This is a genomic window from Acidicapsa ligni, assembly GCF_025685655.1.
Lineage (GTDB): Bacteria > Acidobacteriota > Terriglobia > Terriglobales > Acidobacteriaceae > Acidicapsa > Acidicapsa ligni.
Genome location: NZ_JAGSYG010000006.1, coordinates 63,059 through 78,622, shown reverse-complemented (window position 1 = coordinate 78,622; position 15,564 = coordinate 63,059). Strand labels below are relative to the sequence as shown.

The window sequence follows — 15,564 nt, the reverse complement described above, 5'->3', positions numbered from 1 at the left end:
ACGCCGCTATTTGGCGTCTGCCTTATTGGGTGTCTCGGGAGAAACTTCTTTCCGATAGGGGGCGCTTAGCGTGGCCTTTTTCTGCGCGATGGGCAGTAGTGTCGGGTAGAACTGAACGAATGTTGTGTCTACGGCTGCGTGGTCCTTATGGCAGGTATAGCAGGACGCTTTCTCGGGAATGAGCGTAGCCTTTGTCGGGCTGGCGACATCGAAGAAAGCCCACTTGCCGGGAAAACGGGATTCGTCTTTCACGTGAATCTCCATTCCCATGAGATCTCCACTCTGGAAATGGCCGCTCTTATTGATGGAGCCCTTCGATTGAGCCCCGCGGACCTCTAGCACCAGCACCGTCTTGTCGGGCCAGGTGCCGGTCGTCTGAAAACTGTTCCACGCCTCTGGATTTACAAAGACGTTGTCGAACATCGACATGCTGCTGTCAGCTTTCGGCGTGTAGCTCATGTCCAGACCGCTGGTGAGATAGACCCACTGGCGGTACTGCATCGGCGGGGCGAGATCGCCATCCTTGTCGTAGACAAGGGAGTAGGCTGGCGGGGAGATTTCATTGACCGCGGCGGAGACAGAAGAGGGGTTCGACGAAAAGCAGAAGACACCCCAGGCAAAGAGACAGCCGAGTGCAAGGCCGCCAAAGGTGAGAATTCCGGCGCGTGAATTAGGCAAACTGGACCTCCAGACATCCTGGTGTACGCGAGTTATGCGTACCAAGTTCCGTAGGCCCATTTACGTTGAAACAAACGACCGAAATCAGGCGACAGGCTGGCCGCAGTGGGAGCAGCGCCTGGCGGCCAGCGGTATCTCGCTGAGGCATTCCGGGCAGGCCTTGGTGGTGGGAGCAGCGACGGGTGCAGGTCCCTTAAGCGCCTGGAGTCGTGCGGTGAACTTGTTGATCGGCAGAACTACGCCGAAATAAACCGCGCTGGCGACCAGCAGGAAGTTAATGACTGCATTGAGAAAGAGTCCGTATTGAACTTTGCCGCCATGCACCTCGAGGATCAGATAGCTGAAGTCCGGTTTACCGACGAGGGCTGCTAGCAGGGGGTTGAGAATATTCGCAACCAGCGAACCGACGATGGCGTTAAACGCGGCGCCAAGGATGACAGCCACTGCGAGATCAACAACGTTCCCGCGAAGAATAAAGTCCCTGAAACCTTTCAGCATGAAGGCCCTCTTTCGTGGTCAGGATGCCCGACTCGCCCATCCTACAACGTGGATGTGGCGAAGGGAAGACTCACATTGCACTACAGCAGAACGTTGGAGTAGGGAGCCAGCAGGAAAAACACGATCATCAGCAGGATCATCAGATCGACGTACAGCAGCAACAGAACCGCGCCGTGATAAAAGTTCCAGCGTTTTTGCAGGCACCGGGCCGTGTCCCATGTAGCGCCGCAGACTACCAGGAAGGGAAGAATCAGCCAGAGGCAGGGCTGCACATCCGGGAAACTGGACATGCGAAAACTGATGGCGAAGCACGCGAGGGCCAGGATAGTGCCACGGGCCAGGGATCGTTGTTTGAGCCGGAAGATTGGAGATCGCTGCAGCACTGCATTCACTCTACGGCAAAAGAATAAGACCTGGTTTTTAATAAGGCCTGGTCTTTCCCGTTATAGGCAAAACTAAGTAAGCAGAAAATCTACCCGATTATAAGTGTGCCAAAGCGGGTTTTCATTCAAGAAATCCAGATCGCTCGTCGATGAATGGATTTGAAATCACTTGAATGCGAGGCTCTACTGACCATGCTTAGTCGCTGGCTTTTCCTTGGTAAGACCATCGGTAAGACTAGGCTGTTGGTATTGCGTGGAGTGGCAATTCCTGCCGCTTTTTTGTTGCTCTGGCCTGCACAGGGAGAAGCGCAGGTTACATTTGCCGGGACGCAAATCAGCGTCGCGCACCAGGGATTGGCCTCGCCAACCGCGCTGGCCACCGATGGCAAAGGCAACCTGTTCATTGCGGATACAGGCAACAACCGCGTGGTGTACCTCGCGGCTTCCAGTAGCGGACTCGGAGCGCCGGTAACGATCCTCAGCGGACTCGAAAGCCCGACCGGTGTAGCCGTTGACTGGAGCGGCAACGTGTATGTATCGGACACGGGTAATAATCGCATTCTCATGTTGCCCGTAACATCCACAGGCTTTGGCCCCGCCGTAGTTATCGCCAGGAGTCTGAATACTCCGAGCGGCATTGCTGTAGACGCTGCCGACAACGTATATGTGGCCGATGCCGGGAACAATCGCATCGTGATTCTGCCGCGCCTGGGTAATAGTTATGGCGCACCTGCCGTACTCATCGCCGGTTTAAGTAATCCACGCGGCGTTGCCGTCGATGCCGGGCTGAATCTGTATATCGCGGATACAGGAAACAACCGCGCGTTGAAGGAGACATGGTCCGCAACCAGGTACACGACGCAGCAGATTTTAGGCAAACAATTACTCGCCCCTGCTGCAATCGCTGTAGATCCCGGGGGCAACGTCTACGTCACGGATACCGGTAACAATCGCGTTGTGGAAGAGATATGGGCAGCAGGCCAGACTCGCTTTAACGGGCAGGTGTCCGTGGCCAGCGTATTTGCTTCTCCATCCGGCGTAATTGTGGACGGAAGCGGCAAAGTCTATGTTGAGGAAACGGCCAGCAATCAGACGTGGCAGGTGCTGACGACGAGTGTGAATTTTCCATCGACGCCGGTGGGGGTTTCAGCCGCTGTTCAGACTTATAACTTCAATATCGCAGCAGGAACAGTTATAGGCTCAGTAAGTATCTATACGAACGGCATGATCGGGCATGATTTTACCGATGCAGGATCAAGTTCATGCTTAGCACAGAGTTATGCCGCACTTACTGCATGTGGAATCAATGTTGCCTTTACACCGAGCGACTCGGGCGCGCGCATGGGTGCCCTGGTGATCTACGACCCCGAAGGAAATATACTGGCTGCCGCTTACTTTGCCGGCATGGGATTGCAGCCGAAGATCGCATTTCTCCCTGCTACGCGGACGTTTCTGGGCTCGGGTTTGAGCGGTCCATCCGGTGTGGCTATTGATGGCAATGGCAATGTTTTTATTGCAGACACCGGCAACAATCGCGTAGTTGAACTGCCCTGGAGCAGCACTGGCTTTGGAGCACAGATAACTCTCCCTATCGACAGGCTGAACAGTCCGATGGGCCTCATGGTCGATGCTGCGAATAACCTGTATGTTGTTTCAAATGGAAATGACAAGGTAGTTCGATTGCCCTGGATGGGGAGTGGCTATGGAACTGCCATCAAACTTGGAACCGGCATGTACGGACCATCGAATGTCGCTGCCGATTCTCATGGCAATGTGTACATCACGGATACGCTCGACAGCCGTCTCGACTACGAAGCATGGACTGGCAGCGGTTTTGCCAAGGGTACTTTGGTGAATGGATCATTCAAATTTCCAACCGGTATTGCCGTGGATATTCAAGGCGATGTATACATCACAAATCCTTATCTGAAAGCGCTGGTAAAGCTGCCGAAAAGTGGGACGAGTTATCTTCTGCAGGTGCCTATAACTCTCAGTAGAGTGGTTCTTCCCACGGCGATCGCCGTTGATGGCAACTTGAATCTTTACGTGCTGGATACAAACGGCAATCAGCTCGTAATGCTGCCCTGGAATGGAAATGCCTATGGTCCGCAAGTGACCGTGGCCACAGGCCTGAATGGACCGACCGGCCTCGCTCTGGATAGAGACGGAAATGTATATGTAGCGGATACAGGAAATAACCAAGTTATAAAATTTGACTTATCCACGCCTGCGCAAATGAATTTTGCAAACACCTATCTCGGCTCAGTAAGCGCAGATAGCGCGCAGGGGATGCGGATTGGTAACAGGGGTAACGAATCGTTTGCGATCAGTTCGATCAGCTACGCCAAAGATTTTCCAGAGGCCGCTTCCGCCAGCAATCTGTGTGCCGATGAAAGTAATATTTCCGTAGGGGGATTTTGCAATTTATCAATTGATTTTGCCCCACAGGCAGCGGGAACTCCACTTCAGGAAGCCGCCACATTCGCGATCAACACAGGCGCGGAAAATGACGTTGTAGAGTCGATTCCGATGCAAGGAACCGCTCTTGGAAAAACCAATCAGACGATCACTTTTCCAGCAATCAGCAATGTAATCTATGGCTCCGGGCCGGTCTTATTATCTGCCACGTCTTCGTCCGGATTGGCTGTAAGTTACAAGGTCATAAGTGGCTCCGCGGTTCTTGCGAAAAGCGGCACGACGTTAACGGTAAGCGGTGTTGGCACGGTTGTCATCGAGGCGCTTCAGGTGGGCAACTCATCCACCACTGCTGCTTCTCCCGTGACGCAGAGCTTCCTGGTCACTGCCGCCGTACTTACGATTAAAGCCACCAATATAAGCGCTGTGTACGGAACGATTCCTACTTCTTTTAGTTATACAACCTCAGGATTTGTCAACGGCGATAACGCGATGACAGCTTTCAAGGGAACACCTGCGATGACATCGACAGCAAACGCAAATTCAACGGTCGGGAGCTACGCGATAACACCCGCGCAGGGGAACCTTGTTTCGGCGAACTATAGTTTCAGGTTCGTATCGGGTACGCTCGCGATAGGCAAGGCTCCACTTACAATTACACCCGATGCTGTAACTGCTTCGTATGGAGCAAGTATGCCGAAGCTCACCTATCAGGTCGCAGGCCTTGTAAGTGGAGATACGGCAGCCAAAGCATTCCGTGGTGCTCCAGTCCTGACCTCATCGGCGAGTTCGAAATCAAAGCCCGGAAGTTACCGTATCACCGCACAGGCCGGAACGATGGTTTCGTCAAACTACAGCTTTCAATGGGGAACGGCACAAGCCGTGATTGCCAAGGCGGTGTTGACGATTTCGCCTCGTGCTGCCTCGATGACTTATGGCGGCAAGGTTCCGTTATTTCAATACGATCTCACCGGCTTTATGAATGGAGATACAGCGAGCACAGTGTCTGGTAAACCGGCTTTTGCGATCATGGCACCCGCCAGGGCGAACGTTGGCAGCTATGCGGTGACGGCAGAATTGGGAACGCTGGCCAGTGCGATCTACTCCTTCAAAATGAAGGCGGGAGTCGTTACAGTGAACAAGGCCACTCTAACGGTTGTTCCTCAGTCTGTATCGATGACTTATGGTAGTTCGCTGCCGGTATTTACGTATCAGTTCAGCGGGCTGCTTAACGGCGATACAGCAGGTGTTGTGACGGGAAAACCTGTATTGCAGACATCCGTCATCGGCAAATCTACAGTTGGATCCTACAAGCTCATCGCGAGCGTGGGCACACTCAAGGCGGCGAATTACAGCTTTCAATGCACAACAGGAGTGGTCACGGTTATGCCAGCCAGGCTGTCGCTGCCTGTAAATATCGTATCCATGAAGCAGAAGATTGAGATGCCGAAAGTAGTCTCTGCGCCGGGAGATTTGTAGGTGTGGAAGTTTCTATATCTATAACTTCAGCGGGGCTAGCTCCAGCAGGACGCGATGGAGGATGTTATCCGTCGCGCCCTGCTGACTATCCTGGTTACTGTGCTATCAGTTCCATTGCCTGAAGCGACTCGGAGTAAGGTGCTTTAAGAATGCCGCGTTCCGTGATGATCGCCGTAACATACTTGGCCGGAGTTACATCAAAGGCGGGGTTGCGGATACCGACACCGTTCGGTGTAAGCTGTTTGCCGCCGTGGTGGGTTACTTCAATGGCAGCGCGCTCTTCGATTGGAATTGCGTCGCCCGTCAGCGTCGCACGGTCGATCGTGGACCACGGAGCGGCGACGTAGAACGGAATGCCGTGCTCCTTGGCGAGCACCGCAACGCCGTAGGTGCCAATCTTGTTGGCGACATCTCCATTGGCTGCGATGCGATCTGCTCCTACAACAACAGCCTGGATTTGCCCCTGGCGCATAAGGCTTGCGGCCATATTGTCGCAAAGAACAGTTGTTTCGATTCCGTCAGCCATCAGTTCCCAGGCGGTAAGACGTGCGCCTTGCAGAAAAGGGCGCGTCTCGTCGGCAAAAACATGAATGCGCTTGCCGCGCTCGACTGCGCCGCGAATCACGCCAAGAGCTGTACCGTAACCACAGGTGGCCAGGGCTCCGGCATTGCAGTGCGTGAGCACGGTGCCTTCGTCGGGCATGAGATCGGCGCCGTAGGCACCCATCTGTTTGCAGGCGGCGATGTCTTCGTCGTACATAGCGAGCGCATCGGCGAGCAGCGCTTCCTGAACCTCAGCAAGTGTGGCTTCGCGGGCCTGCAGTTTGCTGAATAGCACCTTCATGCGGTCGATCGCCCAGAACAGATTGACTGCAGTAGGGCGCGTTCCCGCGAGAAGATTGCAGATCTGCTCAAATTCAGGCGCGAACTCCTCAGTTGTGGAGGCCTTGGTCTGTTTCGCGCCAAGGGCGATACCCATGGCAGCGGAGACGCCGATCGCGGGTGCTCCGCGAACTACCATAGTCACAATTACGTCCGCGACCTGCTGGTAGCTGGTAGCAAGAACGTAGCTTTCTTCCAGTGGAAGCTTGGTCTGGTCAATAAACCGGACGCCTTCGGGGGTCCATTCAAGAGTAAGTATCATCTCTTCCAGTTTAACCGCTTCGAAAGAGGGTCCGAAACGGAACAATTGGAAATGTTTTCATTTTGGACTGGACGACTGACCCACAGCATAAGTAGAGTGAACTTCGGCGTATCATTTTGCGACGCCTGGAGTTCGCCTGCCTTGACCCATACGAATCTGACTTCTGTTGACTGGCTTATCATGTTGCTGTACTTCGTGTTTGTGCTGGGGATCGGCTTTGCCCTCAAGCGCTACATGAAGACCAGCAAGGACTTCTTCCAGGCTGGCCGCGCGCTTCCGGCATGGATTTGCGGCCTGGCGTTTATCAGCGCCAACCTTGGCGCGCAGGAAGTTATCGGCATGGGCGCTTCGGGCGCCAAGTATGGCATTGCGACCAGCCATTTTTATTGGATTGGCGCCATCCCGGCGATGATTTTTGTCGGCATTTTCATGATGCCGTTCTACTACGGATCCAAGGCGCGGTCGGTGCCGGAGTTTTTACGGCTCCGTTTTGACGAAAAGACACGCGCGCTCAATGCCTGTTCGTTTGCCGTGATGACGGTGTTTTCGTCCGGTATTTCGATGTATGCCATGGCACGCCTGATCCAGACGTTGCATGTTTTTGATTATCTTTTCCTGTCCGCAGGCCTGCCGCTTGGCTACATCTTCCACTTTTCGATTCTGCTTTCGGCGATCATCGTTCTGGGCTACATCTTCCTCGGCGGCCTGACGAGCGCGATCTACAACGAAGTGCTGCAATTCTTCCTGATCATCGCGGGCTTTTTACCGCTGGTACTGATCGGCCTCAAAAATGTCGGCGGATGGAACGGCCTGAAGGCTTCGCTGCCTAGCCCGGCGTATCTGCATTCGTGGCAGGGCATGCAGCATGCCAACACCAACCCGCTCGGCGTCGAATGGTTCGGCCTCGCGATGGGTCTGGGATTTGTGTTGTCCTTCGGTTACTGGTGCACAGACTTCCTCGTGATCCAGACAGCGATGGCAACGGATTCCGAGGAGAATGCGCGCCGTGTGCCGCTGATCGCCGCGATTCCCAAGATGTTCTTCCCGTTCCTCGTTATCCTGCCCGGCCTGCTGGCGATTGCCGCAACCACGCCGAAGCCGGTAACAACGACGCATGTGGGCCCGAATGGCGCGATCATGCGCAGCACGGAGTTTCCAAGCGAGGCCGCGATGAAGGGGCAGGGATTGGTGCCGGCAAAGACCGATCCGCTTACGGGCAAGATCGTACTCGACGCCAGTGGCAAGCCGCTGCTGGATTACGATCTGGCGATCCCTTCGATGCTGCTGCACTATTTCCCCACCGGCATTCTGGGGCTGGGGCTCACGGCGCTCCTGGCCAGCTTTATGAGCGGCATGGCAGGCAACGTTACGGCTTTCAATACCGTGTGGACTTACGATCTCTACCAGTCGTATATCAAGAAGGGCGCAAGTGATAGCCACTACCTTGCGATGGGTCGCTGGGCAACCGTCGGAGGCATATTGCTCTCCATGGCAACAGCCTACGCGGCGACCGGCTTCAACAACATCATGGATACCCTGCAGTTGGTGTTTTCCTTTGTGAATGCGCCACTGTTCGCGACCTTCCTGCTGGGCATGTTCTGGAAGCGCGCAACCGGCAACGGAGCGTTTATCGGACTGATCTCCGGCACAACGGCAGCGATCATCCATCACGGTTTGTCGCTGCCAATCGAGGCGCATCCTGGTCTGCACGGCGGCTGGATCGCGGTCATCCATCACTATCCCAGCGATATGGCGCAAAATTTCTGGACAGCGATCTGGGCCTTCTCCACGAACTTTATTGTGACCATCATCGTGAGCCTTTTCGGTAAACCCAGGCCCGAGTCGGAACTGGTCGGACTGGTGCATTCGCTTACGCCCAAACCTGAGATGGGACATCTGCCGTGGTGGAAGCGTCCTGAGGCGCTGGCGATAGTTCTGCTGGTCATGGTCGTTGGCCTGAACATTATTTTCCGCTAATCCGCGGACGAGAGGACTCTGGAATGAATCTTGATTTGCGTATTCCGATGGGGCTCATGTTTACGCTGGTGGGCGTGATCCTCACCGTTTTTGGCTTCGCCACTCAGGGCAGCGTGATCTATACGAGGTCCCTGGGAATCAATGCCAATCTCGATTGGGGCATTGTTCTGCTGATTTTTGGCTTCACCATGTTTCTGCTGGGACGGCGCGGTCAAAAAGCTGCTCTGCGACAGCCGCAGAAGCCTGCCCCTGAGGGAACTGTTCGCCGAGGCCACTAATTTTGCGGCTCAAAATCGAAATAGATCGGGCTGCGCGACGCTGTCGTTGATTTCGACACGGACGAAGATGGCCTGATGGGTTTATTCTCTCCTGACTACATCTCCTCGGGCTCACCTTTCGCAGTTAGATAGGGAGCCGAGGGAGGTTTGGAGGGAAGATGGACGTAGAGTTCACTGCCAGACAGGTAAAAATCTCCAAAACACTGAAGTCGAACGCGGTCGAAGGTATCGAGCGCATCGCGATTTCGCTGGGCAAGGTCACTTCGGCAGCGCTTATCTTCAAAGCGGAACGCCACTTGCAGATCGTAGAAATCTCACTGCAAAGCAAACAACACAGCATTGTTTCCAAGGGCGAATCCCCCAGCCAGGAGATCGCGCTGCGCGATGCCCTGGCCCATGCAGAGCACCAGGCGCACCGCTTCCGAGATAAACTGCGTGCGAGCAAACGACTGCCCAAAGTCGCTCCCACGGCAGAGACGCGCGGACCTCGCAAGACGGGGCGGCCCGGGGTTGAGATCGCCGCAGAAGTAGAGAAACCTCCCATCGTTCGCCCACCGGGCAAGAAGACCAAGGCCGCGATTACTGTACATTCGTTTCCAGGCAAACCCGCAGTTGTCGAGCCGCATATCCTGAGCGCCGCCGAAGCCTTGGCGATTCGGCCCATGACGATTGAGGAAGCTGTGAAAGAGGCCGAGTTTCGCGATCGGGATCTGCTGATCTTCCGCAGCGCAACCGGAGACCTGTTCGTACTGCACCGCCGCCGCGATGGAAAAATGGAGTTGGTCGAAGTTCCATAATCTTCGTTCCATGATCTTCGATGCCGGGTTTCACTGCGGTTTCTATAAAGGAATCATCAAGACGGGGAGCCGATATCGGCTCCCCGTACCGCATGCTTAAAGCCCAACGAGAGATGGTACAAAAGTAGCGTCGAAATTTTAGCTGCGGAGGTTTAGCATTGGGCCATGTCGCGTTCCTCCAAAGGCACAAACCATAAGCCGAATTCTCAGTCGAATGAGAAAGGCAAATCCCAAATCAAATTGCAGTCCAAAGCCGTCGCTAAGAAAGCATCGCGACCACGGAAGAGCGCCGTTGTCCTGCCCAGTTCAAAAGAACTGGTCATCGTGACCGGGATCTCAGGTGCGGGCAAAGCCTCGGCACTCAAGGCTTTTGAAGATCTGGGCTATTACGCGGTCGACAACCTGCCTCTCGAACTGCTGCCTGATTTTGCCGTGCTGGTGCATGATTCTCCTGAGATGAACCGCGCAGCGATTGTGGTGGATGTACGGGAAGGACCAACGCTCGATCAATTGCCTGTCATTCTGCTCAAGGTAAAAAAGACGCTGCGTACGAGCGTTATTTTTCTCGATGCTACGGATGCCGTACTGGTGCGCCGCTACTCCGAGACTCGTAGGCCGCATCCGCTCAGCCGATCGGAGATGGTCGCGCGTTCCATCACCTCCGAACGGCAATTGCTGGACGCGGTGCGCAATGTGGCGGATTTCATCATCGACACCTCGGGCTTCAACGTCCATGAGTTGCGTGCGCATGTGCAGGCCAAGTTCGGTCCCCAGGATGGATCGGTCTCACCCGGCAGCCAGTTGCTGGTTTCGTGCCTGAGCTTTGGCTTCAAAAACGGTGTCCCTCTGGATGCCGATCTGGTCTTCGATGTGCGTTTTCTACCCAATCCGCACTTCGTTCCGGAGTTTCGTAAGCTGACGGGACAAGATCCCAAGGTAGCGAAATACGTGCGCGATTTTCCGCAGACAACGGAGTTTCTTGAGCGAGTAACGGGGATGATGCTCTTCCTGCTGCCGCACTATATCAAGGAAGGCAAGAGCTATCTGACCGTGGCCTTTGGCTGCACCGGCGGCCAGCATCGCTCGGTAATGATGGCCGAAGAGATGGGCAAGCGGCTGGAGAAGGCCGGTTATCGCATCAAGGCCGTGCATCGGGATATGCCGCGATAATTTGCAAACAGAATTACCGCATATGTTGAGAGCACTGATTCATTAAGACCGAGTTCTGGACACCGGCAGAAGTTAGTATGAATCAGTGAGTGTCTCGAAACAATCCGTTCTTGCCCGTAGATCGCGCAGAGAACGAACAATCTCCATCGTCCTTGCCTGCCTCGTTGTTACGGGCATTGCAGTCGTTTCCTTTCTACCCGGCGATGGCAAAGAGGTTTTGCACACCCGCGGCAGGTTCCATTCCTGGGGACATCTGATCGCCTTTGGTATTGTCGCTTTCCCCCTGGCAAGACTTGCTCGATCCACCCGCGCACGCCTGCTTCTTTTTGCAGCAGCCCTGATCTTTGGCTTCGGAATTGAATTTGCCGAGCATGCTATCTACCACTCAGTTCTGGAGTGGAAGGACATTCTCGTGGACGCCATCGGCGTAACTTGCGGAACCCTGATGGCCCTCGTAACCGCGCCACGAGAAGCCAGCTAGATTTCCGGGAGTCCGGGAAGCGATCCGCTTTGCCGGATACAATACATAAATGCAGTCGAACCAAACGCCACAGCCTCTTCTGGCCGGATCCGTATCCGGAGAAGGTTGTGCGGCATGAAGCGGTTCTTTCGCCTCACAAGGTACGTGGCTCCGTATTGGTTTCAGGCATTTCTAGGCATTGTGCTGCTGGCCGCAGTGGGCCTGTTAGAGGCGGTCCGGCTGCTGATTCTCGGGCCAGTGCTCAAAACGGTGCTGAACCCCGGCACACCGACGCAAACCATTCCCCTGATTCCCAATCTCCCCAAGCCCTATCAATTTGATTTGATGCATTTTGTGCCGCCGCATTTTCACAATGCATGGGCGGTCGTGACCTTTGCCCTGATTGCGTCCACATTGCTCAAGGGCATCTGCGATTACGTAGGCACATACATGGTGAACTACGCCGGCTACGGCATGATCACCGATCTACGCAATCACCTCTACGAAACCATCATGAAGAGCTCGGCGAGCTTCTTCCACAAGCACGCCACCGGCACGATTCTTTCGACGCTGATCAATGACGTAGAGCGGGTGCAGACGGCGGTCAGCGCAGTTCTCGGCGAATTTCTGCAACAGATATTTACCTTTCTGTTTACGATGGCCGCGGTCATTGCGCTGGGCGGTCGTCTGAGCTGGGCTCTCCTGCTATTCGTGCCGGTGGTGATTACGTCGGCGCGCAAGATCGGCCGATCTGTCCGCACAAGAACGCGTACCGGTCAGGATCGCGTCGCCGAGATTCAAAACATCCTGCACGAAACCATCACCGGTAACCGCATCGTCAAAGCTTTCAGCACGGAGATATGGGAGATTCTGCGCTTCAAGAAGGCAGCGCGCAGACTCTTCCGCGCCAACCTGCACAGCGTGCGCGTGCAGTCGATCAGCTCTCCACTGATGGACGTGATCGGGTCGATTGCCATCGCCCTGCTGCTCTACATCGGCCGCCAGGAAATCAAGGCCGGGCGCATGGATATGGGGACTTTTGTCGTCTTCATCATTGCGCTCTTCAAGCTGTACGATCCTGTCCGCAAGTTCGCGTTTTTCTATAACAGTTTTCAGCAGGCGATGGGCGCCTCGGTTTCGATCTTCAACTTTCTCGATGTTGAGCATGATGTGCGTGAAAAGGTGCTGGCGCATTCCCTCAAGCGCTTCCACGACAAGATCGCATTCGAGAATGTGTGCTTCTCGTATTCGACAGAGGAAGGCGAACATCAGATCCTTCACAATGTCGATCTTGAAGTTCGCGCCGGAGAAATGCTGGCTCTCGTCGGCCCCAGCGGCGCAGGTAAATCCACGCTGGTTAATCTTATTCCACGCTTTTATGACGTGAGCAGCGGACGCATCCTGGTTGATGGTCACGATGTGCGCACGCTTACTCTGGATTCACTGCGTAAGCAGATCGCGCAGGTCACGCAAGAGACAATTCTCTTCAACGACACAGTGCGCAACAACATCGCATACGGCCAGCCGGATACCGCGATGAAGTTAGTCGAAGAGGCTGCTCGCAATGCCCTTGCACACGACTTCATCCTGCGCATGCCGCAGGGTTACGACACGGTCATCGGCGAAAAGGGATTTCGTCTTTCAGGTGGCGAGCGGCAACGAATTGCTATCGCCCGTGCGATCCTCAAGAACGCGCCGATCCTTATTCTGGACGAAGCAACATCCGCGCTCGATGCAGAGAGCGAATCCTTGGTGCAGATTGCTCTCAGCAACCTGATGCAGGGACGAACTGTGATGGTGATTGCGCACCGCCTGTCAACCATACGGCGCGCCAATCGAATCGTGGTGCTTGAAGATGGACGTATCACGGCAATCGGTCCGCATGAAGAGTTGCTGACCACTTCACCCACCTATCAGCGTTTGCACAGCCTGCAATTTATGAGCGGGTCTGAAGTTTTACTGCCTGAAGCTGCAATTACTATGGAGACAGGTCAATAAACTCATCTATGTCATCTGAGTTCCCCACGGCCATTGCCCCCGTTGCTTCTTCTGTATCGTCGATGACCGGCTTCGCGCGCGTCGCCGTGCAGGTAAACGAGCAACTCAATTACACCCTGACGCTGAAGAGCGTGAACCATCGCTTCCTTGATCTGCAATTGCGTTTGCCCTCCGGCCTTGATTTGCTGGAGATGGAACTGCGCCGCATTCTCAAGGCAAGTCTGCTGCGCGGCCATGTTGAACTGGCGCTCTCCGTAGATCGCACCGCACAGCAACGAGGCGGATACAATCGCGAGCTTGTCGATGCGTATGTTGAAGCTTTTCAGGCGGCAGCATTGGAGTTTGAGTTACAAGGCCAGCCTGATCTCAACGTCATCCTGCGCATGCCGGGAGTGCTGCAAATCGAGTCGCGTTCGGTGGACGAAGACGCAGCCGCTCTGACGGCAAGCGTTCTACAGCATGTGGATGCGCTCATCGCTTCGCTCAAGGCCATGCGGCATCGGGAGGGTTCTGCCCTCGCAGTTGTATTAACCGACACGCTGGACCGGCTTTCGCGAGCAGTCAACGGCGTAGCCGATCTGCGTCCGGAGGTTGAGGCGCGGCATAACGAGCGCCTGACTCAAAAGCTCGAAGCCGCCATCGGCACTGAAATCAATCGTCAGCGTCTGCTGGAGGAAGTCGCGCTCCTGGTAGAGCGCAGCGATGTCTCCGAAGAGATTGCGCGTATGCATACGCATATTCAGCACTTCCGCGATGTACTGGCAACAGGCGGCGAAACCGGCAAGAAGCTTGATTTTCTGCTGCAGGAGATGAATCGCGAAGCCAATACACTGCTCTCGAAGACGGCAGGCGTAGCGGGCAAAGGTACGCAGATCACAGAGCTGGGCCTGGCCATGAAAGCCGAGATTGAAAAAGCCCGCGAGCAGATCATGAACCTGGAATAGGGCAGGGAACCGGGCTTAAGGATTGTCTTAGGAATCATCTTACGGATCGTCCTGGGAATCATGGAACCGCAATAAAGAAAAGCAATAAAAGAACAGTAATAAAGCAGGACGTACCAGGAAAGAAAAAGGGGATTGTGGCAGGCATTTTATTTATCATTTCGGCGCCCTCCGGGTCGGGCAAAAGTACGCTGGTGAACGCGCTCCGTTCCCAGGTCGGCGGCATTGATTTTTCTATCTCCTGGACCACCAGGCAGCCCCGTGGCTCCGAGCAGACCGGGCGCGAATATCACTTCACCACACGCGATGAATTTGAGCGAATGCGCGACGCGGGCGAGTTTCTGGAGTACGCCGAAGTCTTCGGTAACTACTACGGCACGGCGCGGCGCTCGCTCGATGAGGCTAAATCGGGCGGGCGGGACTTGTTACTGGACATCGATGTTCAGGGTGCCGTCCAGGTGCGCCAGCGCGTGCCGGAAGCCGTGACTATCTTCGTTATGCCGCCCAATCCAAAGGTCTTACGGACACGATTGCGCAACCGGAGCCGCGCCGAAGGCTATGTAGACGAGGCCGTTTTGCAGCGGCGTCTGAACGAGGCCAAAAAGGAAATTGAGAATTATAGTCAGTATCGTTATATTCTGGTTAACGATGTACTGGAGCGTGCTGTCGCGCAACTGGAAGCAGTTGTGGTGGTGGAGCGAATACGGCAGGAAGGCAGGCCGATAGACCAGCGCACAAAACGGGAATTTGAGATTGCAGAAGGCTGCCGCGAAGCAAATTCGCGGGAGCGGCTACAGCCAGTGCTTGAGTCGTTTGGAATACTTCCCGGCCCGCATTCACAGCAGTACAGCCTTTTGGAGACCACAGATGACCATGGAACCAACGAATGAACTATCGATTGAGACCAAGTTTGACTCCAACTACCGTAAAGTCCTGGTAGCCGCACGTCGCGCACGCCAGATTCAGAGTGGCGCCAGCCCGCTGATCCGCAGCAATTCAAACAAAGCCTGCCGTCTCGCGCAGGAAGAGATCATGGCGGGCAAAATTGCCTACGTGCATACCGGCCCTCCTCCGGAAAAACCCACACTCGAAGATCCCGGCATTCCCATTCTTGCCATCTAGCTGTATGATTGCGCGGTAATAATTCCAGGCCAGCTCAGGATTCCCCATCCTGGGCTGCCGGATAGCCGTGGGTGCCTGCGTACGGAGCAGATACGATTGCGTTCCAATCAGCCCTTTAACTCAACCAATTCGCCTCAACTCCCGCCTCTGTTCTCACTGCATTTTTCGGTGCCCTTTAACTGCGTTCGTTGCCAGCTTCGTTCGTGTTGCGTCGAGAGTCTTTT

General features: G+C 54.9%; 14 protein-coding genes. 10 read left to right on the top strand and 4 right to left on the bottom strand.

Annotation, left to right across the window (positions count from 1 at the left end; all coding sequences use genetic code 11):
• Positions 1-6: 6 nt before the first annotated feature.
• From OHL19_RS18630 to OHL19_RS18620, 3 genes are all read right to left on the bottom strand, one after another.
• Positions 7-678 (bottom strand): cytochrome P460 family protein, encoded by a 672-nt coding sequence (locus OHL19_RS18630; protein WP_263359335.1) that lies wholly within the window; start codon positions 676-678, stop codon positions 7-9.
• An 84-nt stretch (positions 679-762) separates the two neighbouring features.
• Positions 763-1,176, bottom strand: coding sequence for a large conductance mechanosensitive channel protein MscL (mscL, locus tag OHL19_RS18625; RefSeq protein WP_263359334.1), 414 nt, complete (start codon positions 1,174-1,176; stop codon positions 763-765).
• An 80-nt stretch (positions 1,177-1,256) separates the two neighbouring features.
• Entirely contained in the window at positions 1,257-1,466 is a 210-nt protein-coding gene (locus tag OHL19_RS18620; protein ID WP_263359333.1) for a permease, read from the bottom strand.
• Between the two features lie 252 nt (positions 1,467-1,718).
• On the opposite strand from OHL19_RS18620, the gene OHL19_RS18615 reads away from it, so the two are divergent.
• On the top strand, positions 1,719-5,453 hold the full coding sequence (locus OHL19_RS18615; protein WP_263359332.1) for an MBG domain-containing protein: 3,735 nt from the start codon (positions 1,719-1,721) through the stop codon (positions 5,451-5,453).
• 94 nt (positions 5,454-5,547) lie between these two features.
• Here OHL19_RS18615 and mtnA read toward each other — a convergent pair whose 3' ends face one another.
• Positions 5,548-6,597, bottom strand: a complete 1,050-nt coding sequence (mtnA, locus tag OHL19_RS18610) for an S-methyl-5-thioribose-1-phosphate isomerase (RefSeq protein ID WP_263359331.1) — start codon at positions 6,595-6,597, stop codon at positions 5,548-5,550.
• Positions 6,598-6,777: 180 nt separating this feature from the next.
• On the opposite strand from mtnA, the gene OHL19_RS18605 reads away from it, so the two are divergent.
• The 9 genes from OHL19_RS18605 (at position 6,778) to rpoZ (ending at position 15,340) form a co-directional block, all read left to right on the top strand.
• The gene (locus tag OHL19_RS18605; protein WP_263359529.1) at positions 6,778-8,574 is read left to right on the top strand and encodes a sodium:solute symporter family protein; all 1,797 of its coding nucleotides are present in this window, start codon (positions 6,778-6,780) and stop codon (positions 8,572-8,574) included.
• Positions 8,575-8,597: 23 nt separating this feature from the next.
• Positions 8,598-8,852, top strand: a complete 255-nt coding sequence (locus OHL19_RS18600) for a hypothetical protein (RefSeq protein ID WP_263359330.1) — start codon at positions 8,598-8,600, stop codon at positions 8,850-8,852.
• Between the two features lie 158 nt (positions 8,853-9,010).
• Positions 9,011-9,649 (top strand): HPF/RaiA family ribosome-associated protein, encoded by a 639-nt coding sequence (locus OHL19_RS18595; RefSeq protein ID WP_263359329.1) that lies wholly within the window; start codon positions 9,011-9,013, stop codon positions 9,647-9,649.
• Positions 9,650-9,889: 240 nt separating this feature from the next.
• Positions 9,890-10,819, top strand: coding sequence for an RNase adapter RapZ (gene rapZ / locus OHL19_RS18590; protein ID WP_396126809.1), 930 nt, complete (start codon positions 9,890-9,892; stop codon positions 10,817-10,819).
• 85 nt (positions 10,820-10,904) lie between these two features.
• Entirely contained in the window at positions 10,905-11,300 is a 396-nt protein-coding gene (locus OHL19_RS18585) for a hypothetical protein (RefSeq protein ID WP_263359327.1), read from the top strand.
• Positions 11,301-11,414: 114 nt separating this feature from the next.
• The gene (locus OHL19_RS18580; protein ID WP_263359326.1) at positions 11,415-13,277 is read left to right on the top strand and encodes an ABC transporter ATP-binding protein; all 1,863 of its coding nucleotides are present in this window, start codon (positions 11,415-11,417) and stop codon (positions 13,275-13,277) included.
• Positions 13,278-13,285: 8 nt separating this feature from the next.
• Positions 13,286-14,221 carry a YicC/YloC family endoribonuclease gene (locus OHL19_RS18575; RefSeq protein ID WP_263359325.1) on the top strand — a complete coding sequence of 312 codons (936 nt, stop codon included), beginning with the start codon at positions 13,286-13,288 and terminating at the stop codon, positions 14,219-14,221.
• 134 nt (positions 14,222-14,355) lie between these two features.
• Positions 14,356-15,108 (top strand): guanylate kinase, encoded by a 753-nt coding sequence (gmk, locus tag OHL19_RS18570; protein WP_263359324.1) that lies wholly within the window; start codon positions 14,356-14,358, stop codon positions 15,106-15,108.
• Positions 15,086-15,340, top strand: a complete 255-nt coding sequence (gene rpoZ, locus OHL19_RS18565; protein ID WP_263359323.1) for a DNA-directed RNA polymerase subunit omega — start codon at positions 15,086-15,088, stop codon at positions 15,338-15,340. Before gmk ends, rpoZ begins: the two co-directional genes overlap by 23 nt.
• The last annotated feature ends 224 nt before the right edge of the window (positions 15,341-15,564 follow it).